Below are 26,422 nucleotides of genomic sequence, written 5' to 3' on the forward strand. Positions count from 1 at the left end.
CCGTCAGGAGGTGACCGCGCGCAGGCGGACCCGGGTCACCAGGTCCTCGCCGCCCGCCCCGGAACCGGACTTGTCCAGCACGAAGGCGGTGCCGCCGGTGACGCGGACGTGGTTGGGGAGGTCGCCGGTCGGCACGGTGGCGACCACCTCGCGGGTGCCCGGGTCGACGACCGACACGTTGTCCGCGAGCCGGTTCACCACCACGACCTTGCCGGAACGCGGCGCCACGTCGACGGACTTGGCGCCCGCGCCGGTCGGCACGGTGGCGGTGACCGTGCCGGAGCGCAGGGACACAACGGTGAGCGTGCCGGTGGTCTGGTCGGCGGTGTAGGCGGTGCGCCCGTCCGGGGAGAGCGCGATGCCGAGCGGGCCGGAGCCGGCGGGCAGCAGACGCGGGGTCCGGGCGCCGGGACGGACCTCGATGATCCGGCTGTTGACGTAGTCGGCCGCGTAGACGGCGCCGTTGCGCTCGTCGACCGCCAGCCCGGTGGGACCGCTGCCCTCGACGGTGACCCGGCGGACCTCCTCGAACGTCACGCTGTCGTAGGCGATGAGCTCGCCGGAGCCGTAGGCGCTGACCCACACCAGGTCGCGCTCCTCGTCCACCACGACCTCGCGGGAGTGCTTGGCGCCGCCGATGGTGACGAGGTGCCGGCCGTCGCGCTGGCTGTAGACGGCCACGGAGTCGTTGCGGGTGTTGGTGACCCACAGGGTGTTGTGCTCGTCGTCGACGTCGATGCCGTAGACGGCCTCCGGGGTGCCGTTCTCCGCCACCGGGACGGGGTAGGTGGCCTCGACCTCGAGGGTGTCCGGGTCGACCTTCACCAGCCGGGACCCGGTGACCGGGGCGGGCGGCATGCCCACGGCGGCGGTGGCCCACAGCGCGTCGTTCCGCTCGGAGTAGGCGGACTGGTAGAGGCCCGCGACCAGCGGGGCGGCCTGGACTCCGGAGGAGGCCGGGGCGCCGGAGGAGGCCGGGGCGCCGGAGGAGGCCGGGGCCGCGGCCGCACCGCCGGCGGGGAGCACGCCGGTCACGGCGAGAGCCACCGCGACGGCGGTCAGGGTGCGCGCGGGGAGGGTCCGGGAGGAAGACCGGGAGGACATGGGCGGCGGATCTCCGTGGGGGCTCGGGGAAGGCCGACGCGGGATGTCCCGGCCCGTCGGCCTGATCGTCCGGCGCAGCCTAACCCGGCGTCGTGACGCCCCGGCGACCGGGTCCGCGGGCCGGAAACCGGGCTCCCGTGGCCCCCTGACGTGCCGCGGAAGCGCCGCTCACCGGCCGGGGTGGTTCCTGGCCGACCGGTCGGTGGCGGTGCCCTGTTCCGTCCCTGTGCGGTACGCCGCCGGGCGGCGGACAATGGAAGGGACGAGGCCGGCGCCCGGGCTCGGCGATCACCGTGACACCGCACCACGAGCCTTCTCCCGCATCCCGACGATCGCGAGATCTCGCGGGCGGAGCGGCGCAGGAGGCCGGATCCGGGCGACCCGAACGACTTCCGAGGTCCGCCATGAGTGCCACGGAGCGATATGCGGTCCTGCGGCCGAGCGATCTCGTGTCGCTGACGGTCCGCTCGACGGGACTGCGCGAACGAACCGGTGCCGCCGGGGTGACCGAATGGGTCGCCGAGGGCGAGGGCCGTCTGATCCTGGAACTGGAGCCGCAGCACGTCGCGGAGAGCGTGGTGGGCGTGCCGTCGGCGCAGGGGCGGCCGGCGGGGCCGAGCAGTCTGCACTTCGCCGTGCCGCCCGGTCACGTCGTTCCGCTGACCGTCGAGGGCGTGCTGGCCGCGGCGAACGAGCTGCGGCTGGTGGGCGCGCCACGCGAGGAGGGGAAGGCCAGCACCCTCGAACTGCCGTGGCGGCTGCTGCTGGCCGTCGAGCACCGGGCGCGCTGCCGGCATCCCCGCCGCCCCGCGACCAGCGCCGACGGGGTGACCGCGCTCTGGCACACCCGGATCCTGGCTCCGTCCTCGGCCGGGTACTCGGCGGTCTTCCCCTTCGCCGCCCTGCCGCCGACGACGCCGTTCGCCGACACCACCCCGCTCGGCGAGGGCGTCACGAAGATCGCCGCCCGCGGGCGTGACCACCCCGGCACGCCGGTGTCCGTGGACGCGCTCGTCCTCTCCGCGTGCGGCGCCTGGTTCTCCGGCTCGGTGAAGTACCCGGACCTGGAGTGGACCCACCGCACGGTGATGGGACGCGACGTCCACGTGCGGCTGCTGCAGCGCGGCGTCCTGTTCCCCTTCGGCAACGAGGCCTCCACCGTCGAGGTGACCGAGCGGAAGGTCGACCCGGCCACCGGTGTGGCGGGACTGCACCGCACCCTCACCCTGGTGGTGACCCAGCCCGTCCTCGACTACGGCGTGGGGGCGGCGCACGAACGCGAGTTCCCGTTCCACCGGGTGGCGGTCGACCCCGTGCTGGTGACCCCGCTCGACCGGCCCGCGCCCGGCTCCCGGGCACACTGGCCGACGCGGGACGGCCGCGCGGTGATGTTCACGGTCCACGCGTCGTCCGCCGGGGACGTCGTTCCGCTGCGCCTGCCCCTGCTCTTCGCCGAGAAGGGCACCGACGTGGGGCAGCTGAACGCCCTGTACGCGGACGGGCCGCCGCGGGAGCGCGAGATCCCCGGCCCCCCGACGGCCGTCGTCGACCGGGCGGTGCCGCTGGTGGTGCGCCGGCGCGCGGACGGTGTCGTGGAGGCGGTCGAGCGGACCGAACAGCACGTCCGGTCGCTCACCCTGGCGGCCACCAGGGTCGGCGGGGGTACCGCGTTCCACCCCCGGATCGCCGGGCTGGAGGTCACCCTCCCCGCTGTTCAGCAACTGCTGGGCCGGCACCGGACCATCCGGGCCGAGCTGGCGCCGGAGGTGGCGCAGGCCGCGACGACGGGGCGAACGCCGGACTTCCTGCTGCGGCTTCCCGAGAAGGTCCCGGTCGACTTCGCCGCGGCCCGGGCCGCCGTCGCGGCCGCGCCCTCGATGGCCGTGGACCGGATCCACCGGGAGCTGGGTCCCACGGTGGCCGACCTGCCGACCGACCCGGCGCACCTGTTCGACCGCGGCGCCAAGCTCCTCGGCGTCGTCCCCCTGGTGGACGTCATCGGCCGGGTCACCGGGCGTCCGACGATCACCTGGTCGCGCACGCCGACACCGCGGGCCACCCTGCACTGGTGCGAGCGCCTCACCCGGGAGCAGGGCCCCTTCAAGCCCCTGGCCGGCTGCAGGGTGACGCTCGACGTGCGCACGGACCTGGTCGACGGCCGCCCGCGGAGCACGATCGACGGCACGGTGACCGACTTCGTGATCGGCATCCCCTCCCCGGAGGAGGACAGGTACCTGGTGAAGCTCGGGTTCAAGGCCCTGCGGTTCCACGCCGAACCGGGCGGGCTCCCCCGGACCACGCTGGTGATCGACTCGGCACGGCTCGGCGGACAGCTGAAGTTCGTGCAACAGCTCAGCGGCTACCTGCCGGGCATCGGCGACAAGGCGCCCACCGTCGAGGTCGGCGGCCGTGAGGTGCGGATCCGGTACGCGCTCGCCGTCTCGCCACCGCCCCAACTGGGGGTGTTCGTCCTGCAGAACCTGCTGCTGCAGGCCGGTCTGACCCTGTCGCTCGGCGATGACCCGGTGACCGTCGACTTCGCCTTCGGTACCCGGGACCGTCCCTTCCTGGTGACGGTGATGGGTTTCGGCGGCGGCGGTTACCTGGAGCTGGGCATCCGGGCCGGCGGCGACGACGACGGGCTGGAACGCTTCGTCGGCGGCATCGAGTTCGGCGCGGCCGTGGCGATGGACTTCGGTGTCGCCCGCGGCGAGGTGCACGTCTTCGGCGGCGTGGTGTTCACCAAGCGGGGCAGCACGGTCGAGATCGCGGGCTACCTGCGCATCGGCGGGTCGGTCCGGGTCCTCGGACTGGTCTCGGTCTCCGTCGAGCTCACGATCAGCCTGACCTTCGTCGAACCGAACGTCCTGCGCGGCAGGGCCCGGCTCGTCGTCGCGGTGGACCTCACCTTCTGGTCCACCTCGGTCGAGATCACCTGCGAGAAGACGTTCACCGGATCGGACCAGGCGGTACGGAGCCGTGAGCGGGCCGCGCTGACGGCCGCGCGGCCGTCGTCGGTGGAGCACGCGTGGGGTCCGGTCGGGTCGTCCTTCCCCTGGCACACCTACTGCAAGGCCTTCACGCGGGAGTGATCATGGCCCTGGACCTCACCCGCCGGTTCGTCTGGACCGTCCTCCCGGGCGGCCGTGCGGAGACCACCGGAGCACGGCGGGCCCTGTTCGCCGCACTGCTCACCCCCCGGCTCCTCGCTCCGCCCGGGACCACCCCGACCGTCGGAGATTTCGGCCTGCAGTCGTGGCCGTCGCGCCTGGAGGACCTGGACTTCGCCGCGTTCCGGGGCGACCGGCCGCTGACGCTGACCCGGCTCCGGCCCGCCGCGGAGGACGGGCGACCGCTGTGCGCACCGGACCGGCAACTGGCGGCCTGGCGGTCGGTGTTCCCGGCGTCGATGCCGGTCCGCCCCTACCGGCCGACCGGCTACGGGGACCGGGAGGTCCGGGACTTCCCGGCGGACGAGGCGGGCGCGGAGGTCGAGCAGGCGTACGCCCGGACCACCCGTGCCCTCGCCCGGACCGACGCCCGCGACCGCCGGCAGCGCGCCCGCCGCGAGGCGGCGCTGCGGGAGATCACGCGGAGCTGGCAGGCCGGGGCGACGCTCTCCGACCGCGACGCGGAGGACGCCGACAGGTCGCCCCTGGTGCGGGCCTACCGGTTCTACCGGCGTGAGGAGGGCGGAGGCGCGACTGCCGCCGACGAGGAGGGGGACGAGGAGGCCCCGGTCCTCGACTTCCACGACGTCGTCGCCCGGCTCGCCGGTCACCCCCTGCTGCTGCGGGCGCTGGGCCTGGTGGTCGACTTCGCGGTGCCGGTGGCCGAGCTGGCCTCCCCGGGCGGCCCCGCGCATCTCCGCCTGCGACCCCGGTGGCCCGTTCCGGACCCCGGCGCCCCGGCCGGCTGGACCGACGCCGGTCAGGAGGATCTGTGCCCGACGACCGCCTACTCGCTGGCGGGCTCCCGCTTCCTGCCCCTGATGCCGCCGGCGGCGGGGGCCGCCCGCCCCCAGGGGATGCTGCCCCTGGCCGGGGTCACCCTGGCCGGCGCCCCCACCGACGCGGCGTACGCGGTGATGCCGTTCGACGTCGACGGCGCGGCGCTGCGGATGGTCGGCGTCGCCCAGTCCGACCGCGGTCAGGCCCCGCCGGAGGCGGCGGACGGTGCCGGTCTGCCCGCGCTGCGTTCCACCGGCTTCGCCCTGATCGAACGCGACCGCCGGGAGCAGCACTTCGCCCGGCTGCGGCGGGCCGGCGACCGGGACACGCCGCAGAAGCTCCTGGGCTCGCCGCTGACCGCGGAGAACCTCCTCGCGGGGTACCGGCTCGACGTCCTCGCCGCCGGCCGCTGGCACTCGCTGTCCCGGCGCCGGGTCCGCTACACCGTCGGCGGGGTCGCGCTGCCCGCGGAGCCCGGGCCGCCGGGGCTGCCGGACGAGGGCTTCGTCCCCGTCGGTTCGGCGACGACGGGCTCAGGTGCGAACGCACCGCTCCACGTGCATCAGACGGTGGCCCGGTGGGACGGCTGGAGCCAGGTGGTGCCCCGCCCCGACCGGGTGGTGGATCCCGTCGCGGCCGGGCCGTCGCCGTTCGCCGCGGTCGCCGAGACGGAGGACGGGTCGCTGCCCCGGCTGAAGTTCGGCGCGACCTACCGGTTCCGGGCGCGGCTGGCGGATCTGGCCGGCGGCGGACTGCGGAGCGACCAGCCGGGCGCGGAGGACGCCACGGCGAAGGTCGTCCACCGGCGCTTCGAGCCGCATCCGGCCCCGGAGCTGGTGCCGACGGCGGCCTATGCCGACGGCGCGGGGCCGCACCGCATGGTGGTGCGGACCGAGCGCGGCGGCGACGCGGCCGCCTATGCGGCGGCGCACGGCTATCCGGCCCCCGAACTCCGTTACCTGTTCCCCCCGAAGAGTTCGCTCGAGCTGGCCCTGCAGTACGAGGGCGCCTTCGGTACCGCGTTCGGACCGGACGCCGGCCTGGACGAGGTCCGGCGGCAGTTCGCGATCGCGACCCGCGCGGACCGGGACGTCGCGGACATCGCGGGGGCGCGGCTGGAGAGCGCGCCGGACGGCTCGGGCACCTATGTGGTCGTCCCCGCCGACCCCCCGTTCCCCAGGCCGGCCTGGCTCGCGGACCGCGGGACGGTCTGGGTCAACCTGCGGAACCGCCCACGGCCGACCGATCCGGACACCGGCTACCCGGGGAAGGCCGAGGGGTTCGACACCAAGGAGTCGCAGAGCCTGTGGCGGGGGACCTGGCCGGACATGGAGCCCATCGCGCTGCGGGTGGAGCCGGCCGCCGGCGGGTGCTCCGTCCGACGCAGTCCCGGTCCGGGCCCGCGCACGTTCACCGTCTCGCTGGGCCCTGCGGAACAGGTCACCGTCGACATCCCGTCGTGCCCGTCCATGCTGGCCGTCCCGGACCTGGGCGTCCCGCACTGGGCCGGTGCCACGCAGGATCCGGGCAACCCGGTCAACGACGACGCGGAGCACGGCCGCAACCCGCTGGTGAGCCCGCCCCGCACCGTCACGCTCATCCACGCCGTGCAACGCCCGCTGACCCACCCCGGCGGCCGGTTCCGCGTGGTCCGGCGCATGGGCGACACGGACGCGGAGCTGGGGACGTCGGCGTTCCACGTGGACGTGCGCAGCACCGGCAGGATCGACGTGCGGGCGGAGTGGACCGACGTGGAGGACGTCGGCCCCGGCCGGCCGGCGCCGAAGCGGGTCGTGGCGGACGTCGGCTCCTTCGACGTCGCGCACGCACCGCCGCTGCTGCCGCCGCCGGACGGCGCGTTCCCGCGGATGCGCCACGAGTTCGGCGACACGCAGCGGCGGAAGGTCCGCTACACCGTGACCGCCGTCTCCCGCTTCGGCGAGTACTTCGGCCGGGTCGTCGCACGGGATCCGCAGGCGTGCACGGTCACCGGGACGCTGGAGACCGCCGACGTGGCGAGCACCGCCCGGCCCCCGGCGCCCAAGGTCCGGCTCGTGGTGCCGAGCGTCCGGTGGACCCGGTCCGTGGAGGACGGCGGAGCGGTGATCCGGTCCTCGCGCGGCGGTGGTGGCCTGCGCGTCATGCTGGAGCGTCCGTGGTTCGTCACGGGCGCCGACGAGGCGCTCGCGGTCCTCGTCCTGCCGCGGGCGTCGGCCTCGCCCACCGAGCCGCAGCGGCGCCACCTCAGCCTGGCCGGCCGTGACCCGCTGCAGGCGACCGCGACGCCGCCCACCGTCCTCGACGACACCCACGTCCACGCGGACCTCTCCGCGGCGGTACGGCTCCCGGAGCTCGGAGGCCTCCCGGTCACGGCGATGGCCGTTCCGCTGGACGCCGTCACCGCCTACGACGAGGACGACGACTGCTGGTTCGCCGACCTGGACCTCTCCCCCCTCGCGGCGGCCTCGTACCGGCCGTTCGTCCGGCTCGCACTGGCCCGCTACCAGGAGAACACCGCCGACCCCGACCAGCGGCTCTCGGCCCCGGTGGCGGTGGAGCCGATCCGGCTCCTCCCGCCCCGCGACCTCGTCGTCTCCCGCACCCCCGGCCGGGCGGGCGTCGTCCTCACCGGGCCGGGGCCGTCCGGGCCTCCCTTCACCACGGTCCGTGCCGAACTGCAGGTCTTCGCCGGGGACCCGCGCGCGGCCCGGGACGGCCTGATCGGTCCGTCCGCCTGGACCACCGTGCACCGGGCGACCGGCCGGCTCGGGGACGACCTGGTGCTCGATCTGCCGCACGACGACGGACGGCCCCTGCGCGTCGCCGTCACCGAGACGGAGTCCGTTCCGGGGGCCGCGGGCGCGCCGGCGGGCCCCGTCCACGCCGACATCGTCGAACTCGCCTGACCGCCCCCCTAGTCCTGAGGAAAGACCGATGGTGTTCCAATTCCTGCCGGCGACCGGGCCGCTCGAACTGCCCGGGGGCGCGACCGGCCCGCCCCTGCCGTTCGCCGTGCCCGTCGAGGCGACCGGCATGTTCCTCCGCGTGATCGCCCTGTGGCGCGACAACCGTCCGCTCGGCGGGCGCTCCCCGACGTTCGAGCTCCGGTCCGGGCGTGACGGCCGGCTCACCGCCGTGGACGCCGGGACGGAGAGGACGGAGATCCGTGAGGCGGACGGCGGTGTCGCGGCCCTGGCCGAGGTCGGACGGCTGCCCGCCGACAGCTACCTCCTCACCCTGTCGGGGATCCAGGAGAATCCCGGCCCCTGGCAGCTGCGCATCACCAACAACGACGCGGCCACCCTGCGCTTCGCCTGCGTCGCGTCGCACCGCGAGGCGGAGACCCGGCAGCCCTGGATGGCGCTGGGCGACGCCGCGCCGACCGGTGACGGCCTCCTCGCGCTGCACGGCGAGAGCCCGGGAGCCGCGGTCACGGTCCGCAACTGGGGCACCGCGCCGCTGACCGTCCACGATCCGCCGGGCGCCCGGCTGGGGTCGCAGCGGTCCCCTGTGGTCCTGCGGCAGCGGCCCGCGTCGATCGCCCCGCACGACACGGAGGATCTGGTTCTGGCGTGCGGCGAGGTCTCCTTCGCGGACCGCTTCAGCCACACCTTCGACACCAACGACCTGGACGCGGCGCACACCACCCTGTTGTTCGAGGTGCTGCCGCGTTCGGCGGGGTACGGCTCGCCGGACGCCCCGCCGGCCTACTGCCGGGCCTGCGGGCGGTGTCCGGACTACGGGCCGCCCCCACGGGAGGTCGGGGGTCCGTGCGAGACCTGCGGGCATCGCGGGGCCCAGCACTTCGACCTCCCGCCCGACCACCGGAACGTCTAGTCGACGCCAGGGACGTGCGATGAGCGTGATCCAGATCTTCCCCCCGGACCGGCCGCTGACGCTGGCCCCGGGCCGGACCGGCCCGCTGGTCGAGTTCGAGGTACCGGTCGAGCCCGTACCGATGTTCCTGCGGTTCGTCGCCCTGTGGACGGACAACACCCCGCTGGAGGGCGCCCCTCCTGCCTTCGGCGTCAAGCTGGGCGAGGGCCTCATCACCCCGGTCGCCGCGGACGGCGCGGAGGTCGGCATCCCGGGCCCGAAGGAGGGAGGGACGGCGAGCTGCCGGCGGCTGCCCGGGGACATCTACCTGCTGACGGTCGTCAACCACACGGAGTCCAGCACGACGTGGAAGCTCCGCATCAGGAACCAGGCCGACCGGACCCTGCGGTTCGTCTGGGTCAGCTCGAACGTCAACGACGACACGTTCCAGCCCTGGATGGCGCTGGACGGCGACCTGTCGATCACCGGCGGCGGCCCGGTCGGCTTCGTCGCCGTCCGGAACTGGGGCACCGGCACGCTGTCCGTCGAGGACGGTCCGGGGACGCCGGTCGGCGGGCAGGACTCCCCCGTCGTCCTCGTCCACCGGCCGGCGGAGATCCCTCCGCACGGCGTCGACCACCTCGCGTTCAGCTGTGGGGAAGTCCTCGGCCGCCAGACCCTCCAGCACTCGTTCAGGACCAACGACGACAGGGCCGACCACACGACCCTGCGCATCGTGGCCGACCCGCTCTGAGGAGGAATCGAGCATGGTGTTCGAAGCGTTCCGGACCGGCCCTCTGGCGGAGGGCCAGGTGAGCCCTCCCGCGGAGTTCGTCGTGCTGCTGGGTTCCGCGCAGACCTTCCTGCGGGTGATCGCCCACCTGGAACCCGGTGTGGTGCACGGCGGGACGCCGCCGACGTTCCTGCTGACGGCGGGCCTCGGAGATGCCACGGCGGTGGACGAGGGCGCCGGCCCGGTCGGCGTCCCGGGAAGCGGCGGAGCGACGGTGGCGACCGCGACCTGCCGGCGCACCACGGAGGACGTCGACTCCTTCCTGGTGACCGTCGACCACGGCACGCCCTCCGGGCCGTGGCGGGTGCAGGTGAGGAACAACGAGCCCGAGGCGCTGGACTTCGTCGGCCTCGTCTCGCAGGAGGAGGGCGAAACCCTGCAGCCCTGGGCCGAGTTCTCCGCACCGCGGATCGCGGGGCAGGAGCGGCGGACCACGCACGGCGTCGGCGTCCGCAACATCGGCACCGCGGCGCTGTCCCTCGGGGATCCGGTCGGCTCGCCCCTGGGCGGCAGCGGATCTCCCTGCGTCCTCGCGGCCCGGCCCCATCAGATCGCCCCGCACGGCGCGGACACGGTCTCCGTCGACTGCGCGCCCCTCGTGGGAGGCCGTGGCGAGCGGACGCAGAGGTTCGTGCACACCTTCCGGACGAACGACGTGAACCTCGCGCACTCCCGTGTCGGCTTCGAGGTCGTGTGGCCGACCTTCCCGACCATGTGCCTCCCGGTCGAGGGGTGTTCGGCGCACTGCAAGGAGTTCGTCCCGCGCCTGCCGCCCGACGAGTTCGCCTGCGAGACGTGCTTCCACGACGCCGGCCTGCACGGGCTCCCCGGCGACCCCGACCCCTTCCCACGATGAGTACCGCGACACACCGACGACCCGCGGAGGGGAACGCCATGAGTGAAGTCTTCAACCCCCAGGAACTGCACGTCGTGACCACCGTCCCCGTCGGGCACGGGCCCAGCGGCGTGGCGGTCGACGTCCACGGCCGGGTCCACGTGACCAACAGCGGCAGCAACACTCTGTCGGTGGTCGACGCCTCCACGGGACGCACGGCCGTCACCGTCGGAGTCGGCCTCTTCCCGGACGGTGTGGCGACCGACCCCCAGTTCGGCGCGTTCGTCGCCAACACCGGCGACGGCACCGTGTCGGTGGTCGACCGGCTCGGCACCGTCGTCGGCACCGTGGCCGTGGGAGCGCCCTCCGGGCCGTCGCCCGACACGGGGAGGGTGGCCGTCGACCACGTCCTGAGCCGCGCCTACGTGACGGACCGCGGCGGCGACAGCATCGCCATGGTGCGCACCAGCAGCGACCCGCCCGTCGTCGTACGCGACTTCTTCGCCGTCCCGCGGCCTCTCGGCGTGGCGGTCGACCCTGTCCGGCACCACCTGTACGTCACCCAGCCCGACCTCGACACCGTGTCGGTGATCGACCCGGCGACGCACGGCACGGTCGCGGTCGTCCCCGTGCGCCGGCGGCCCTCGGGCCTCGCCGTCGACCCCGAACGGCGGCGCGTCCACGTCGCCGGCTCCGGGTCCCGGGCGGTGTCGGTGATCGACATCGCGACCGGGCAGGTGACCGACGTCCCGGTCGACGCGCACCCGGTGGGTGTCGCCGTCGACCCGCGGGGCAACGCCTACGTCAGCCACAGCGACGGCACGCTGAAGGTGATCGACGCCGCCTCCGGCGGGGTGACCGTCAGCGTCCCGGTGGGGGCCGATCCGCAGGGCGTGGCCTTCGAACCGCACAGCCACCGCGTCTTCGTCGCCAACCGCGGCGACGGCACGCTCTCCGTGCTCGACCTCCCGTCGCTCACCGTGTAGCGGGCGCGGCGGCACGCGCCGCGTCCGGGAGGACGCGGCGCGTGCCGCCGTGAGGATCACCGCCGGCTGTCACCACTCGCTGTCCACCGCTGTCACCACTGGTAGAGGTACTGGGCCCAGGTGCCGTGGTATCCGGTCCCGCAGTACTCCCAGGTGTCGGTGTCGAGCAGCAGGACGTGGCCGCCCCAGTAGACGGCTTCGTCGAGCTGGAAGACGGCCCACCAGCCCGTGTGGTGCGTCGGGGTGTGGCTGGTGCGGACCGCGCGGGACTGGAACCAGTGCCACATGTCCCGCGCCCGGATCGGCCGTCGGGCGGCAGTGCCGCACCGCGCGTTGATGTGCGGGTTGGCCACGGCGAGCTCCGAGTAACCGGCCCGGATGAAGGCGTCGGAGAGGAAGTGGGCGCAGTTGTTGGCGTACGAGTCGCCGCCCAGGCACGACTCCGTCCAGTGACTCCCCACGGTGGAGAGCGCCGGGAGGGTCCGGACGGCGGCCCTGTCCCCGCCGACGGCGCGGGGCGCGCCTGCCTGCTCGTCGGACGGCGGAGGGGCGATGTGTTCCATCTGCTCGACGGGCACCGGCCCTCGCGCGGGGGCGGGGTCCCCGGCGGTGCGGGGAGACGCCGGCGGCGCGACGTTCTCCATGGCGACGGTGAAGGCGTCCTCCGGGTCACCGGCGCGCATCCGGCTCAGCCGGAAGGCCGTGACCCCGGCCCGCACCCACACCCTGACCCGGTCCTCGCCGAGCTGCTCCTTCTCCATGATGTCCGACTTGGCGAACGAGTAGACGCGTTCGTCGGACACCACCACCAGCATGTTTCCCGGGATGTTGCCGTCCTCCCGTCCGTACCCCTCGAAGGGGACGGTGGAGTTGCGCCTCGAGGCCCGCTCCATGAGCGAACCGAGGTCGTTCTGTTGCGTGTTCATCATGTTTTCAGCCATGGCAATTACCTTGTCGACCGTGGAGCGTTGATGTCCGTGCCGGCCTCGTCCCCCTCTTTCCAGCGTGCGCCTGTACGGTGCGGAACGCCAGCCGGTGCGGCGTGCTCCGGGGGGCCGGAACACGCCCCGTCGCGCGGCTGCGGGGCGGGCGGAGGCCCCGGCTCAGCGGAGCGGCGGTCGGGCTCCGGTGGCGTCGTCCAGCAGCCAGTGGCGCCCCACGCTCCAGCCGAGGAACCGCCGCCCTCCGTCCGCCTCGGCCTCTCCCCCGGCCGCGGCGGCCACCAGGCCCCGCACGGCGGGCCGGAGGCGCTCCGTGACCCGCGCGGGGGCGGGTTCCGCCCCCGCGTCCTCCAGGTCCCGAGCCTGGCGCTCCACTGACTGAGCTACACGTCGTGATGCGGTGATGGTGCCGGTGCCGCGCCCGGGGGTTCAACCGACTTTCGGCGGCGGCGACCGGGGAATCGCCGCCGTTCGGGTGAAGGGGAATGCGGCGTGCCGCCCCGCGTGCTGGACCATGGCGACGATGGTTTGCAGCCGACCGGAAGGGATGTGCCTCATGGTGGACGTCGGACGATTCGGCATCTGGAGCTCCAAGCTCCACGAGGGCGGGGACGGGGCGGTGGAGGCCGTCAACGAGCTGGACAGGCTGGGCTTCGGCACCGTCTGGTTCGGTATGGGCTCGGTGCCGGCGGCCGGTGAACTGCTGGCGGCGTCCTCGCGCATCGCGGTCGCGACCGGCATCCTCAGCATCTGGCAGCACGACGCGGCGATGGTCGCCGAGCAGACCGCCGCGGTGGAGGACCGGCACCCCGGGCGGTTCCTGCTGGGGCTGGGCGTGAGCCACGCGCCGCTGGCGAAGGACTACCGGAAGCCGTACTCGGCGATGGTGGCGTACCTGGACGCGCTGGACGCGGCCTCGGCGCCGGTGCCGCGGAAGTGCCGGGCGCTGGCCGCGCTGGGGCCGAGGATGCTGCGGCTGGCGGCCGAGCGTTCGGCGGGCGCCCACCCGTACCTGGTGGACGCACAGTTCGTGGCGCGGGCCCGGGAGACGCTCGGCGAGGGCCCGCTGCTGGCGCCGGAGGTGAAGGTGGTGCTGATCTCCGACCCGGCCGAGGCCCGCCGCGTCGCCCGGGGGACCGTGGAGATGTACACCCGGCTGCCGAACTACACCGACAACTGGCTCCGGATGGGCTTCGAGGAGGCGGACTTCGCGGGCGGCGGCAGCGACCGGCTGATCGACTCGGTGGTCGTCTGGGGCGACGACGCCACGGTCCGCGCCCGGCTCGACGAGTTCCACGACGCCGGCGCGGACCACGTGGCGGTCCAGGTCCTCGACGGCTCCCCGGACCGGCACCCGCGTGAGGGCTGGCGCCGCCTGGCGGAGCTGCTGGAGCTGCGGCCCTGAGGGCTGTCCGGGGCGGGCGGCTGCGTCGTGACGACGGCCTCGTCGGGTCGGCCTGGGACCGGCGCCCCGGCTCGCCCGCAGGCCGGCAGAGCGACGTGGCCACCCCGCCCGGCCCGGCGCCCGGGAGCCGCGCCGCACCCCGGCGCCTGAGGCCGGGAGACGCCGAACTCCCTTGACGCAAGCGGACGTTCACGGCCGTCCCGGCGGCAGGCGCCGGGGTGGCCGTGGACGGCCTCCGTCAGACTGGTCCCATGACGCACACCGCCGATCCCAGGTCCGACCTCCGCTTCTACCTCCAGGGCGCCCGCGACGCGCTGCTCTGGAAGCTGGAGGGGCTCTCCGAGTACGACGTCCGCCGCCCGCTCACCCCGACCGGGACCAATCTGCTGGGCATGGTGAAGCACCTGGCCGGGGTCGAACTGGGCTACCTGGGCGAGACGTTCGGCCGCCCTTCGGGCATTCCGCTGCCGTGGCTGGAGGGCGACGACCCCAACGCCGACATGTGGGCCACCGCCGAGGAGTCCCGCGCCTTCGTGGTCGACCTCTACCGGCGGGCCTGGGCGCACGCCGACGCGACGATCGACGCCCTGCCGCTGGACACGGTGGGGACGGTGCCGTGGTGGCCGAAGGAGCGCAACGAGATCACGCTCCACCACGCCGTGGTCCGGGTGATCGGGGACGCCCAGCGGCACGCGGGGCACGCCGACATCCTGCGCGAACTGATCGACGGCGCGGTGGGCATGCGCCCGGACAACGACGCGATGCCGCCCTCCGATCCCGCCCGGTGGCGGGCCCACCGGGATCGGCTCGAGCGGATCGCCCGGGAGGCGTCCGCCTGACCCGCGCCGCCCGCCCTCGCCGCCCACCCGCGCCGCCCACCGGCACCGCCCCGCCCATGATCTCGATTCGGTGACGAAGCGTCCCCGGCGAGTGCCACCTGCGTGGCCCGTGCACGTAAGTTGCCCGTGGTGGCCGAGGGACCCGCCGGACCGGCGGCGCCCGAGGCGCCGCCCGTCCGGAGCAGGACCGCCCTGGTGGACGACCGTGGGCGGACACGACGAGACAAGGGGACCCATGCGCGCCATCACCAGGACCACCTGCACGGCCCTCGCCGGAGCGCTGCTGCTCTCCGGCGCCCTGTTCACCGGGAACGCCGCCGCGGTCGGGGAGGGACCCGACTACCAGGGCAACGAGACGATCAACACCTCGATCCTCTCGACCTACGAGGACGTGGTGGGCTTCCTGAGGACCCAGGACGCCAAGCAGGACGCGATGGAGGTCGAGGTCGTCGGCCGCACGGTCAAGGGCCGCGACATCCACCTCGTGAAGTACGTGAGCGACCCGGCGAACCCGACGATCCTGTACCTGGCGCAGCAGCACGGCAACGAGCAGCTCACCACCGAGGCGATGCTGCACACCATCAAGTCGCTGGGGTCCCCCTCCAAGGCCGGGCTGCTGGAGGACGTCAACGTCCTGTTCATCCCGATGTTCAACGCCGACGGCGCGATGGGCGACGTCGACTTCCCGCTGGACGGCTACCTGGCGTCCGGCGAGCGTCATCTGACCCGCTACAACGCCAACGAGGTGGACCTCAACCGCGACCACGTCGCCAAGGCGCAGCCGGAGACGCGGGCGCTGCACGACAACGTGCTGGGCGTGTACGACATCGACTACGCGATCGACCTGCACCACCAGGGCACCCAGTCCCGGGTGGACGGGGATCTGGTCTCCGGCTCGATCCTGTACCCGACGACCCCCGACGTCTCGCCCGAGCTGGTCGAGCGGTCGAAGAAGCTGGGGTCGGTCGTCTACAAGAACGTCGACCGGACCGGGTGGGGGCACATCGGCCGGTACGACGGCGGTTCGGCCAACACCATCGGCCGCAACGGGATGGCCGCCGAGTACGGCATCGCCACGCTGCTGTTCGAGATGCGCGGCATGAGCGACCACGAGTACGCGCCGTACGTGCTCGGCCAGAAGTCCAACGGCTATCTGATCCACCAGTCGGTCGTCACCATGGAGGCGACGATCAAGGCCGTGGCCGACGGATCGATCAATGCGGCGGACACCTCGTTCTGGGACACCCTGCCGCAGCAGTGCGGCAGTTGCTGACCTGATCCGGCGCGGCACCAGCGGGCCCCGGCCACCGTCCTGACCGACGGCGGCCGGGGCCCGCCCGCGTGCCGGGTCCGGACACCCGAGGACGGCACCGGCCAACGCGTCCCACATGCGCGGAGATTGCGCTGTGTGGTGCCACTCCACTGGCAGTGGGGAGAGCGCTTCGTACGGTCGGAACGCGCGCTCCCGCTTCGGATGGACGACCGGAACGGACGGCGCGCTCCCCGCCCGCCCCACGTTCCCGGGAGGACCCATGCCGGTTCCCGACCACTCCCGTACCGGACTCCGGATCCGCGGGTTCGGCCTGTCGGCCGTACTCGCCCTGCTGCTGGCCCTGTTCGCCGCTCCCGCGCCCGCCTCCGCCGCCTCCCTGACCCAGGTCACCGGCTTCGGCACCAACCCGGGCAACCTGCAGATGTACGCCTACGTCCCCGACGGGCTGCCCGCGGGCGCCCCGCTGGTCGTCGCCCTGCACGGCTGCACCCAGAGCGCGCCGGACTACCACTCCCACTCCGGGTGGGCGAAGTACGCGGACCTGTACCGCTTCGCCGTGGTGTACCCGCACACCTCCAGCGCCAACAACGCCAACTCCTGCTTCAACTGGTTCCAGCCCTCCGACTACGGCCGGGGACAGGGCGAGGCGCTCTCCGTCAAGCAGATGGTGGACCACGCGATCGGCCGCTACGGCAGCGACCGGGACCGGGTGTTCGTCACCGGGCTGTCGGCCGGCGGGGCGATGACCTCCGCGCTGCTCGCCGCCTATCCGGACGTCTTCGCCGGAGGCTCCATCGCCTCGGGCATCCCGGTGGGCTGCGCGACCAGCATGACCAACGCCTTCACCTGCATGTACAACGCGACCTCGAAGACCCCGCGCCAGTGGGGCGACGCGGTCCGCCAGGCGTCCGGCGGCTGGACCGGCCCGTGGCCGAGGGTCGCCGTCTGGCACGGCACCTCGGACACCACCGTGGTGCCCGCCAACGCCACCCAGTCGCGCGACCAGTGGACCGACGTGTGGGGCCTGAGCCGGACGCCCACCGCGACCGCCTCGCTCCCCGGCAACACCACGCAGGCCGTCTACAGCGACGCCCGAGGCGTGCCCGCGGTCACCACCTTCACCGTCTCCGGCATGGGTCACGGCACCGCCGTCGACCCCGGCTCCGGCACCCAGCAGTGCGGCACCGCGGGCGCCTACTACCTGGACACCATCTGCTCGAGCTACTACACCGCCCTGTTCTGGGGCCTGGACGGCAGCGGCGGCGAACCGGGCAACCCCGGCGCGCTGCCCGCTCCCGCCGGTCTCGCCGTCGGCGCCGTCACCGACAGCAGCGTCGCCCTGCGGTGGAACGCGGTGAGCGGGGCGGCGTCGTACGAGGTCTACCGCGGCGGCTCCCGGGTCGGCACCGCCACCGGCGCCTCGTACACCGACACCGGCCTGACCCCGGGCACGGCCTACACCTACTCGGTGGCCGCCGTGGACTCCTCCGGCACGGCCGGGGCCCGGTCCGCCACCGTCGGCGCCACCACCACCGGCGGGGGCGGGGGCTTCGAGCCGCGCTGTTACACCGCCTCCAACTACGCGCACGTGCAGGCCGGGCGTGCCCGCCAGAGCGGCGGCTACGCCTACGCCCTCGGCTCCGGCCAGAACATGGGCCTCTACAACACCTTCTACAGCCACACCCTCGAGGAGACCTCGGCCGGCTACTTCGTGATCTCCGACGCGGGCTGCCCGTCCTGACCCGGGCCGCCGCCTTCGGGGCGCCTGAAGAGCGTCTGAGAAGCGCCTGAGGGGCGCCTGAGGGGCCGTCACCCACTCCGGGTGGCGGCCCTTCGGCCCCTCCCGGCCCCTCTCGGCCCCCGGTGCGCGGGACCCCCGGCGGTCCGAAAATTTCTTGACGTCAAGAAGTACACGCCGAAGACTGCGCCTGGTCGAAATCCAGGAGCCGCCGCAATGCCATCCCCGCTGTCCCGCCTGCTGTCCGACGACCGCCTCATACGGGCGATGTCGTACCAGTCGGTCCTCTCGGCCTTCGCCGAGGGCGCCTTCATCACCGGTGAGGCGGTGTACTTCACCCAGGTCGTCGGCCTGAGCCCGGCCCAGGTCGGCCTGATGCTGACCCTGTCGCTCGCGGCGGCCTTCGTGTTCTCCGTCCCGCTGGGCCGCCTCGCCGACCGGGTGGGAACGCGGCGCAGCTGGATCATCGGGTCCGCGCTGGAGGCCGTCTTCTTCGCCTCCTGGTTCCTCGCCGACTCCTTCGTCACGGCACTCGCCGTCCTGATCCCCCTCAGCCTGGCGAACACCTGGGTCCGCACCGGGCGCAGCGCCTACCAGGTGCAGGTCTTCCCGCGGGAGAAGCGGGTGCAGGCGCGGGCCTACCTGCGGGCCGCCCGCAACGCCGGCTACTCCCTGGGCGCGCTGGCGGGCGGCCTGGCCCTCGCGCTGGACAGCCTCACCCTGATCCACGCGATCCCGCTGTTCACGTCGGCGGTGCTGCTGGCCAACGCGTACTGGGTGACCAAGCTCCCGGAGCCTCCCCGCCCCGAGCCGGTGACGCCCGCCGTGGCCGTGGCGGAGGCCGCCGGGGCGGGGCGCCGCCGCGATCCGCGCACCGCGCTCCGCAACCGGCCCTTCGTGCTGATGACCTTCCTGAACGGCGTGCTCGGCACCCACCAGGTGCTGCTGATGACGGTGATCCCGCTCTGGCTGGTCTCCGAGACCGACGCGCCGAAGGTGGTGCTGGCCTGGCTGTACGGCACCAACACCGTGATGGCGGTGGCCCTGCAGGTGGCCGCCGCCCGGGGGGTCGCCACGGTGACCGACTCACTGCGCGCCCAGCGCCGGGGCGCACTCTGCTTCCTGGTCTCCTGCGGCATCATCGCCGTCACCCACGACACGGCGGGCTGGGTGACGATCGCGCTGATGTGGGTCGGCCACGTCACGGTGACCGGGGCCGAGCTGTACCAGTCGGCCGGGCAGTGGGGTCTGGTCGCGGAGCTGGCCGATCCGGAGCGGCGCGGCGAGTACGAGGGTGTGGTGGGGCTCGGCTACAACCTGGGCTCGGTCTGGGCGCCCGCCGCGTACACCTACCTGGCCATGTCCTGGGGCGCGGTGGGCTGGGCGGTGATCGCCGCGGTCATCCTGACGGCGGCCGTGGCCATCCACCCGGCGGCCCGCGCGGGCGAGCGGCACCTGCGGCGCCTGGGGATCGCGCCGGAGGAGGAGCGCGGGACGACGCCGGCGCAGTCGGCGTCGCCGAAGCCCTCTTTGCATGACCATACGGGATGATGCATAATCTTCCTATGTCCAAGGTCCTCACCTCCCTCCCCGTCGGCGAACGCGTCGGCATCGCCTTCTCGGGCGGCCTCGACACCTCCGTCGCGGTCGCGTGGATGCGCGACAAGGGCGCCGTCCCGTGCACCTACACCGCCGACATCGGTCAGTACGACGAGCCCGACATCGCCTCGGTCCCCGGCCGCGCCACCGCCTACGGCGCCGAGGTCGCGCGTCTGGTCGACTGCCGCGCCGCGCTGGTCGAGGAGGGCCTGGCCGCGCTCACCTGCGGCGCGTTCCACATCCGCTCCGGCGGTCGCGCCTACTTCAACACCACGCCGCTGGGCCGCGCGGTCACCGGCACCCTGCTGGTGCGGGCCATGCTCGAGGACGACGTCCAGATCTGGGGCGACGGCTCGACCTACAAGGGCAACGACATCGAGCGGTTCTACCGCTACGGCCTGCTCGCCAACCCGAACCTGCGGATCTACAAGCCGTGGCTGGACGCGGACTTCGTGGCCGAGCTGGGCGGCCGCAAGGAGATGTCGGAGTGGCTGGTCGCCCACGGCCTGCCCTACCGGGACAGCACGGAGAAGGCGTACTCCACCGACGCCAACATCTGGGGCGCCACGCACGAGGCGAAGACCCTCGAGCACCTGGACAACGGCGTCGAGACGGTCGAGCCGATCATGGGCGTCAAGTTCTGGGACCCGTCGATCGAGATCGCCGCCGAGGACGTCACCATCGGCTTCGAGCAGGGCCGCCCGGTGACGATCAACGGCAAGGACTTCCCCACCGCCGTCGACCTGGTGATGGAGGCCAACGCCATCGGCGGCCGCCACGGCCTGGGCATGTCCGACCAGATCGAGAACCGGATCATCGAGGCCAAGAGCCGCGGCATCTACGAGGCGCCGGGCATGGCCCTGCTGCACGCCGCCTACGAGCGCCTGGTCAACGCGATCCACAACGAGGACACCCTCGCGCAGTACCACAGCGAGGGTCGCCGCCTCGGCCGGCTGATGTACGAGGGCCGCTGGCTGGACCCGCAGGCGCTGATGATCCGCGAGTCGCTGCAGCGCTGGGTCGGCGCCGCGGTAACCGGCGAGGTCACCCTGCGGCTGCGCCGCGGCGAGGACTACTCGATCCTCGACACCACGGGCCCCGCGTTCAGCTACCACCCGGACAAGCTGTCCATGGAGCGCACCGAGGACTCGGCGTTCGGCCCGGTGGACCGCATCGGCCAGCTCACCATGCGCAACCTGGACATCGCCGACTCCCGCTCGAAGCTGGAGCAGTACGCCGGCCTCGGCCTGCTCGGCACCGGATCCGGCCCGGCGCTCGGCGCCGCCCAGGTCACCGGCCTGATCGGCACCATGCCGGAGGGCGGCGCGGAGGCGATCGCCTCCCGCGGCGAGGTGACCGAGGAGGACGCGCTCCTGGACCGCGCGGCCATGGAGGCCGGCACGGACTGACGCGTCCCGTCCCGCACCACCGAAGGCCCGGTCCCGGCACCCGCCGGGGCCGGGCCTTCGTACACGGGGGCGGCGGCATCTCCCCCTGATCCAAGGGCCGGACCGCTGGTCCCGGGCCGGACCGCTGGTCCAAGGGTCGGGCCGGGCGCGGGACCGGGCGCCGAGGCGGGCGCGGGCGGCTCACTTGCGGTTGTACAGCCGCATCGTCACCGGCCCGAAGACCAGCAGGAGCAGCACCGCCCAGCCGAGCGTCCAGGCGATCTCCACGCCCGGCCACCGGCCGGCCATCAGCCCGCGCACCGCGGAGGCCAGGTGGGTGATGGGGTTGTTGTTGACGAAGGCCTGGAGCCAGCCGGGCATGGTGCGGGGGTCGACGAAGACGTTGGAGAGGAAGGTCAGCGGGAAGATCACCATCATGGCGACGCCCATCACCGACTTCTCGGTGCGCAGCATCAGCCCGAACATGGTCCAGATCCAGGAGAAGGCGAAGGAGAAGACCAGGAGCAGCAGCACCCCGGCCAGCACCCCCTGCACCCCTCCCTGCGGCCGGTAGCCGAGGATCAGGCCGAGGCAGAGCATCACCGCGGAGGCGATGGTGTACCGCAGGGCGTCGCCGAGGAGGTAGCCGACCATGATCGACGGCCGCCACAGGGAGAGCGTGCGGAACCGGTCGAAGACGCCCTTGTCGATGTCGGTGTTGACCGAGACGCCGGTGTACATGGTGATCATGACGACCGACATCACCAGGATGCCGGGCAGGACGAACTGGATGTAGTCGTCGGGCGACCCGGCCAGCGCGCCTCCGAAGAGGTACGTGAACATCAGCAGGTTCATGATCGGGAACGCCGTCACGTCGAAGAGCTGGTCCGGCACGTGCTTGATCTTCAGGACGGCGCGCCAGCCGAAGGCCAGGGATGCCTTGAGGGCGCTGGGCCGGGGCGGCCGCTCGGTGGCGACGAGGACCGAGGCGACGGTCTCGGCGTCGAACGGGGCGGGTTCGCCGGGCGTCCCGGTCGCGGGGGTGCCGGGTGCGGGGGTGCCGGTGCGGGTGTCGGTGGTCATGCCGTCTTCTCCGTGCCGGTCGTACCGGTGGGTCCGGTGGTGGCGTGGGGGGCGTGCGCGTTCGGGTCCAGGGCGCCGGCGCCGTGTCCGGTGAGGGCGAGGAAGACTCGTCCAGGCTGGGCTGGCCGAGTGCGAAGTTGTCGACGGTGACGCCGAGGCGGGCCAGCTCGGCCAGCGCGCCGGCGGCCTGCTCGGCCGCGGTGGCGGTGCTGGAGGCGCCGATCCGGGCGGTGAGCACCACGGGGTCGTGCTCGAACTGCACGTCGGCGTCCAGGGCCCGGCGCAGCACCTCGGCGGCCCGGGGCCGTTCCTCGGGGTCGCGCAGGCGCAGCAGGACCGACCCGGCGCCGACGGAGGCCTTCAGTTCGCCCTTGGTGCCTTCGGCGATCACCTTGCCGCGGTCGATGACGGCGATCCGGGAGGCGAGCTGGTCGGCCTCGTCCAGGTACTGGGTGGTGAGCAGCACCGTGGTGCCCTGGGCGACCACCGCGCGCACGATGTCCCAGACCTGGTTGCGGCTGCGCGGGTCGAGGCCGGTGGTGGGCTCGTCGAGGAAGAGCAGCTCGGGGGTGTTGAGGATGGACGCGGCGATGTCGATGCGGCGGCGCATGCCGCCGGAGTACTGCTTGACCTGCTTGCCGGCCGCCTCGGAGAGCCCGAAGGCGTCGAGGAGCTGGGCGGCGCGTTCCCGCGCGGCCTTCCGGCCGTGGCCGAGGAGCCGGCCGAGCAGGAGCAGGTTCTCGGTGCCGGTGAGGTCCTCGTCGACGGAGGCGTACTGGCCGGTGAGGCTGACCCGGCTGCGGACCCGGTCGGCGTCCTCGACGACGTCGTGGCCGAAGACGCGTGCCTCGCCGCCGTCGGGGCGCAGCAGGGTGGCGAGCACCTTCACCACGGTGGTCTTGCCGGCGCCGTTCGGGCCCAGCACCCCGTAGACCGTGCCGGCGGGGACCGTCAGGTCCACCCCGTCCACGGCCCGGGTCTCGCCGAAGGTCTTCACCAGCGCGGCCGTCTCCACGGCCGGGGCGGACGTCGGTCGGCTCATCGGACGGTCCCTTCCTTCTCCGGTTCTGTTCGGACACACCGGTGGAGACCCCGTGCGCGGCGCGGACTCATCGGTCGGCACGGCCGTGCCCCTCCCCGCCGCGTACCCGCTCTTCCGGTGATCCGTGGGCCGGCGGCCGACCGGCGGGTCGGGCGGCGTGTCGGACGGCGGAAGGCGCAGAGTGATGTGCGTCCCTCCGGCGAATGCCGATCCCGTCAGTGAGCAGAGGGAACCCCTGGAGATCCGCAGGCCGGGAGAAAGGACCCTCCATGGCGTTGCCCGAATCGCCGTCGCCCGAGGCCGCCGCCGACCCCGAGGCGGTACGCCGTCACCGCCGCCTGTTCCGGGCCGCGAGCCGGCGCCGGAACCCGCCGTTGCGGCGCACGGACATCACCGTGACGGACGAGGCGATGGTGCGCCGCGCGGTCAAGGCGGCCTCGCTGGGCAACGCGATGGAGTGGTTCGACTTCGGCATCTACAGCTATCTGGCCGTCACCATCGGCCAGGTCTTCTTCCCGCCCGGGAACGAGACGGTGCAGCTGCTGGCGTCCTTCGCCACGTTCGCCGCGTCGTTCCTGGTGCGTCCGCTGGGCGGCATGGTCTTCGGGCCGATGGGCGACCGGATCGGCCGGAAGAAGGTCCTCGCCCTCACCATGATCATGATGGCGGTGGGCACCTTCTGCATCGGCCTGATCCCGTCGTACGCCACGATCGGCTTCTGGGCGCCGGTCCTGCTGCTGCTGTTCCGGCTGGTGCAGGGCTTCTCGACGGGCGGCGAGTACGGCGGGGCGTCGACGTTCATCGCCGAGTACGCGCCGGACCGCCGCCGTGGCTTCTGGGGGAGCTTCCTGGAGCTGGGCACCCTGGCCGGTTACGTGGCCGCCGCGGGCCTGGTCACCGTGCTGACCGTGTGGCTGGGCGAGCAGGGCATGGAGGACTGGGGCTGGCGGGTGCCGTTCCTGGTGGCCGGCCCGATCGGCTTCGTCGGCCTCTACCTGCGGCTGAAGCTGGACGAGACGCCGGCGTTCAAGCGGCTGGAGGAGGAGTCCTCGCACCGCCCGGCCGGGGCGGGGGCCGCCCACGTGGAGCCCAGCGCCACGGCGGGCCTCAAGGACATCTTCCGGCAGCAGTGGCCCACCCTGATCCTGTGCATCTGCCTGGTCGGCGCGTACAACATCACCGACTACATGCTGCTGTCGTACATGCCGACCTACCTCTCGGACGAGATGGGCTACTCCGAGACGCACGGCCTGCTGTTCCTGATCGGGACGATGGTGGTGCTGATGCTGATCATCAACCAGGTGGGCCGCCTCAACGACCACTACGGCCGCAAGCCGCTGCTGATGACCGGCATGGTGGGCTTCCTGGTGCTCTCCGCCCCGGCGTTCCTGCTGGTCAAGCAGGGCAGCCTGGTCGCGGTCGCGTCGGGGATGCTGATGCTGGGGCTGTCGCTGGTGTGCCTGCTGGGCACGATGTCGGCGGCACTGCCCGCGCTGTTCCCGACGCCGGTGCGCTACGGGTCGCTGGCCGTGGGCTACAACCTGTCCGCCTCGCTCTTCGGCGGGACGACGCCGCTGGTCATCACGGCGCTGATCTCGGCGACGGGGAACGACATGATGCCCGCGTACTACTCCATGGCGGCGGCGCTGGTCGGCGTCGTGTCCGTCGTCTTCATGAAGGAGACCGCCCGTCGGCCCCTCGACGGGTCCCCTCCGTCCGTCTCCACCCCGCAGGAGGCCGCCCGCCTGGTCGAGAGCCGGGCAGCGGCTCCCCGCTTCTGACCCGTCGGCGGAGGCGCGGGGCGACGGCGTGGAGGCGACGGCGTGGCGGCGACGGCGTGGCGGCGCGGGGCTGCGGCGCGGCGGCGCGGAGGTCTCGGCGCCCCCGCGCCGCCGGCCGGTCCGGAGGCGTCCCGGGGCCTGCTCCTAAGCGGTTTAGGCGGCGTCATAATGGGTGTCGCCAGCGCCGCGCGACCCGCACAGGAGGACCCCCCGGATGGCCCGAGCCGGACTGACCCCGGAGCGCCTCACCCTCGCCGGCGCCGACCTCGCCGACGAGGTCGGTTTCGACCGGGTCACCGTCTCCGAGCTCGCCCGCCGCTTCGGCGTGCAGGTCGCCAGCCTCTACTCCCACGTCCGGAGCTCGCACGACCTCAGGACCCGCATCGCCCTCCTCGCCCTGGAGGAACTCGCCGACCGCGCCGCCGACGCGCTCGCGGGCCGCTCCGGCAAGGACGCGCTCGCCGCCTTCGCGGAGGCCTACCGCGACTACGCCCGCGCCCACCCCGGCCGTTACGCCGCGGCCCGCTACCGCCTCGACCCCGGGACCGCCGCGGCGAGCGCGGGCGTTCGGCACACGCAGATGATGCGGGCCATCCTCCGGGGCTACGACCTGCCGGAGCCGGACCGGACCCATGCCGTGCGGATGCTCGGCGGCGTCTTCCACGGCTACGTCGAGCTGGAGCTCGCCGGCGGCTACGCGCACACCGCCGTCGATCCGGAGGAGTCCTGGGCCTGGGTCGTCGACTCCCTCGACCTCCTCCTCCGCCGACGCGGCCGCGCCTGCGGCTGACGGGTAACTCCGTGGCGCGCCCGCCGCCGCCCTGGGCACACTGCGCGCCATGACGTCGCTGCACACGAATCCCCTGTTCACCCGGCTGGCCGACGCGGAGCGGATCCTGGTCGCCGGCGCGGGCGGCGGTTTCGACATCTACGCCGGGCTGCCCCTGGCCCTGTCCCTGCGCCACCAGGGCAAGGAGGTGCACCTCGCCAACCTCTCCTTCACGGAGCTCACCGCGCTGCCCGTCGATGACTGGGCGGCCGAGGATCTCGCCGCGGTGACGCCCGCCTCCGTCCTGCCCGGCGACTACTTCCCCGAGCGCACCCTCGCCCGCTGGCTGAAGCTGCACGGCCATCCGTCGACCGTGTACGCCTTCCCCCGCACCGGGGTGCGCCCGCTGCGCGCCGCCTACCGCGCGCTGATCGACCTGCTGGAGATCGACGCGATCGTCCTGGTCGACGGCGGCACGGACATCCTGATGCGCGGCGACGAGGCCGGGCTCGGCACCCCGGAGGAGGACATGGCCTCGGTGGCGGCCCTGGCCGCGCTGGAGGACGTGCCCGTCCGCCTGGTCGTCTCCGTGGGGTTCGGCGTGGACGCGTACCACGGCGTCAACCACGTCCAGGTCCTGGAGAACATCGCCGCGCTGGAGCGGGACGGCGGCTACCTGGGCGCCTTCTCGATCCCGCGGTCCACCCGCGAGGGCGCCCTGTACCTCGACGCGGTCGCCCACGCCCAGCACCACACCCCCGGCCACCCCAGCATCGTCAACGGTTCCGTCGCGGCCGCGGTGCGGGGCGAGTTCGGCGACGTGCGGTTCACCGAGCGCACCCGGGGCAGCGAGTTGTTCGTGAACCCGCTGATGTCGCTCTGCTTCGCCTTCGAGCTCCCGGCCCTCGCGGCCCGCTGCCTCTACCTGGACCGCATCGAGGACACGTACCTGATGCGGCAGGTCCATTCCCGCATCGCCGAGTTCCGCGACACCGTCGTCACCCGCCCGGGCCGCACCTTCCCGCACTGAGACATTAACCTAAAGACTTTAGGTTGCTGCATAATGGTTGTAGCGAACGG

General features: G+C 73.5%; 19 protein-coding genes and 1 pseudogene. 15 read left to right on the forward strand and 5 right to left on the reverse strand.

The features are described from left to right. Positions 1-3: 3 nt before the first annotated feature. Positions 4-1,104, reverse strand: a complete 1,101-nt coding sequence (locus tag ACWD3O_RS19345) for a Vgb family protein (protein ID WP_451416684.1) — start codon at positions 1,102-1,104, stop codon at positions 4-6. A gap of 404 nt (positions 1,105-1,508) precedes the next feature. Between ACWD3O_RS19345 and ACWD3O_RS19350 the strand changes: the two genes are divergently transcribed. Genes ACWD3O_RS19350 through ACWD3O_RS19375 form a run of 6 tightly spaced genes read left to right on the forward strand, consistent with a single transcriptional unit; the run spans position 1,509 to position 11,484 of the window. Beyond that, complete coding sequence (locus ACWD3O_RS19350; RefSeq protein ID WP_451416685.1) at positions 1,509-4,196, forward strand: hypothetical protein; 2,688 nt, start codon at positions 1,509-1,511, stop codon at positions 4,194-4,196. Positions 4,197-4,198: 2 nt separating this feature from the next. Continuing rightward, positions 4,199-7,960, forward strand: a complete 3,762-nt coding sequence (locus ACWD3O_RS19355; protein ID WP_451416686.1) for a hypothetical protein — start codon at positions 4,199-4,201, stop codon at positions 7,958-7,960. A gap of 28 nt (positions 7,961-7,988) precedes the next feature. Beyond that, a complete protein-coding gene (locus ACWD3O_RS19360) occupies positions 7,989-8,891 on the forward strand; it encodes a hypothetical protein (protein ID WP_451416687.1) in 903 nt (300 codons plus the stop codon). Between the two features lie 19 nt (positions 8,892-8,910). Beyond that, positions 8,911-9,624 (forward strand): hypothetical protein, encoded by a 714-nt coding sequence (locus tag ACWD3O_RS19365; RefSeq protein ID WP_451416688.1) that lies wholly within the window; start codon positions 8,911-8,913, stop codon positions 9,622-9,624. Between the two features lie 13 nt (positions 9,625-9,637). Then, positions 9,638-10,519 carry a hypothetical protein gene (locus tag ACWD3O_RS19370; protein ID WP_451416689.1) on the forward strand — a complete coding sequence of 294 codons (882 nt, stop codon included), beginning with the start codon at positions 9,638-9,640 and terminating at the stop codon, positions 10,517-10,519. 38 nt (positions 10,520-10,557) lie between these two features. Beyond that, positions 10,558-11,484, forward strand: a complete 927-nt coding sequence (locus ACWD3O_RS19375; protein ID WP_451416690.1) for a YncE family protein — start codon at positions 10,558-10,560, stop codon at positions 11,482-11,484. Between the two features lie 92 nt (positions 11,485-11,576). On the opposite strand, the gene ACWD3O_RS19380 is transcribed toward ACWD3O_RS19375, so the two are convergent. Continuing rightward, the gene (locus ACWD3O_RS19380; protein ID WP_451416691.1) at positions 11,577-12,425 is read right to left on the reverse strand and encodes a hypothetical protein; all 849 of its coding nucleotides are present in this window, start codon (positions 12,423-12,425) and stop codon (positions 11,577-11,579) included. Between the two features lie 162 nt (positions 12,426-12,587). Continuing rightward, complete coding sequence (locus ACWD3O_RS19385) at positions 12,588-12,800, reverse strand: hypothetical protein (RefSeq protein ID WP_451416692.1); 213 nt, start codon at positions 12,798-12,800, stop codon at positions 12,588-12,590. A 181-nt stretch (positions 12,801-12,981) separates the two neighbouring features. Between ACWD3O_RS19385 and ACWD3O_RS19390 the strand changes: the two genes are divergently transcribed. The 6 genes from ACWD3O_RS19390 to argG all read left to right on the forward strand — a co-directional run bounded on the left by ACWD3O_RS19390 (position 12,982) and on the right by argG (position 20,688). Continuing rightward, entirely contained in the window at positions 12,982-13,830 is an 849-nt protein-coding gene (locus ACWD3O_RS19390; RefSeq protein WP_451416693.1) for an LLM class F420-dependent oxidoreductase, read from the forward strand. A gap of 251 nt (positions 13,831-14,081) precedes the next feature. Further along, positions 14,082-14,669: a DinB family protein gene (locus ACWD3O_RS19395; protein WP_451408759.1), complete on the forward strand. Its 588-nt coding sequence runs from the start codon at positions 14,082-14,084 to the stop codon at positions 14,667-14,669. A 235-nt stretch (positions 14,670-14,904) separates the two neighbouring features. Next, positions 14,905-15,942: a M14 family zinc carboxypeptidase gene (locus ACWD3O_RS19400; protein WP_451416694.1), complete on the forward strand. Its 1,038-nt coding sequence runs from the start codon at positions 14,905-14,907 to the stop codon at positions 15,940-15,942. Between the two features lie 259 nt (positions 15,943-16,201). Further along, complete coding sequence (locus ACWD3O_RS19405) at positions 16,202-17,683, forward strand: extracellular catalytic domain type 1 short-chain-length polyhydroxyalkanoate depolymerase (RefSeq protein WP_451416695.1); 1,482 nt, start codon at positions 16,202-16,204, stop codon at positions 17,681-17,683. Positions 17,684-17,896: 213 nt separating this feature from the next. After that, on the forward strand, positions 17,897-19,231 hold the full coding sequence (locus tag ACWD3O_RS19410) for an MFS transporter (protein WP_451416696.1): 1,335 nt from the start codon (positions 17,897-17,899) through the stop codon (positions 19,229-19,231). A 14-nt stretch (positions 19,232-19,245) separates the two neighbouring features. After that, positions 19,246-20,688 (forward strand): argininosuccinate synthase, encoded by a 1,443-nt coding sequence (argG, locus tag ACWD3O_RS19415; protein WP_451416697.1) that lies wholly within the window; start codon positions 19,246-19,248, stop codon positions 20,686-20,688. A gap of 180 nt (positions 20,689-20,868) precedes the next feature. Here argG and ACWD3O_RS19420 read toward each other — a convergent pair whose 3' ends face one another. After that, a complete protein-coding gene (locus ACWD3O_RS19420; RefSeq protein WP_451416698.1) occupies positions 20,869-21,750 on the reverse strand; it encodes an ABC transporter permease in 882 nt (293 codons plus the stop codon). Next, positions 21,747-22,792, reverse strand: a pseudogene (locus tag ACWD3O_RS19425) (ATP-binding cassette domain-containing protein). The gene ACWD3O_RS19420 and the pseudogene ACWD3O_RS19425 overlap by 4 nt, the downstream one beginning before the upstream one ends. Positions 22,793-23,061: 269 nt before the next feature. Between ACWD3O_RS19425 and proP the strand changes: the two are divergent. The 3 genes from proP to ACWD3O_RS19440 all read left to right on the forward strand — a co-directional run bounded on the left by proP (position 23,062) and on the right by ACWD3O_RS19440 (position 26,372). Continuing rightward, positions 23,062-24,573: a glycine betaine/L-proline transporter ProP gene (gene proP / locus ACWD3O_RS19430; RefSeq protein ID WP_451416699.1), complete on the forward strand. Its 1,512-nt coding sequence runs from the start codon at positions 23,062-23,064 to the stop codon at positions 24,571-24,573. A 214-nt stretch (positions 24,574-24,787) separates the two neighbouring features. Next, on the forward strand, positions 24,788-25,363 hold the full coding sequence (locus ACWD3O_RS19435) for a TetR/AcrR family transcriptional regulator (RefSeq protein ID WP_451408767.1): 576 nt from the start codon (positions 24,788-24,790) through the stop codon (positions 25,361-25,363). 49 nt (positions 25,364-25,412) lie between these two features. Beyond that, entirely contained in the window at positions 25,413-26,372 is a 960-nt protein-coding gene (locus ACWD3O_RS19440; RefSeq protein ID WP_451408768.1) for a DUF1152 domain-containing protein, read from the forward strand. Positions 26,373-26,422: the final 50 nt, after the last annotated feature.

Source organism: Streptomyces sp. NPDC002640, from assembly GCF_053592575.1.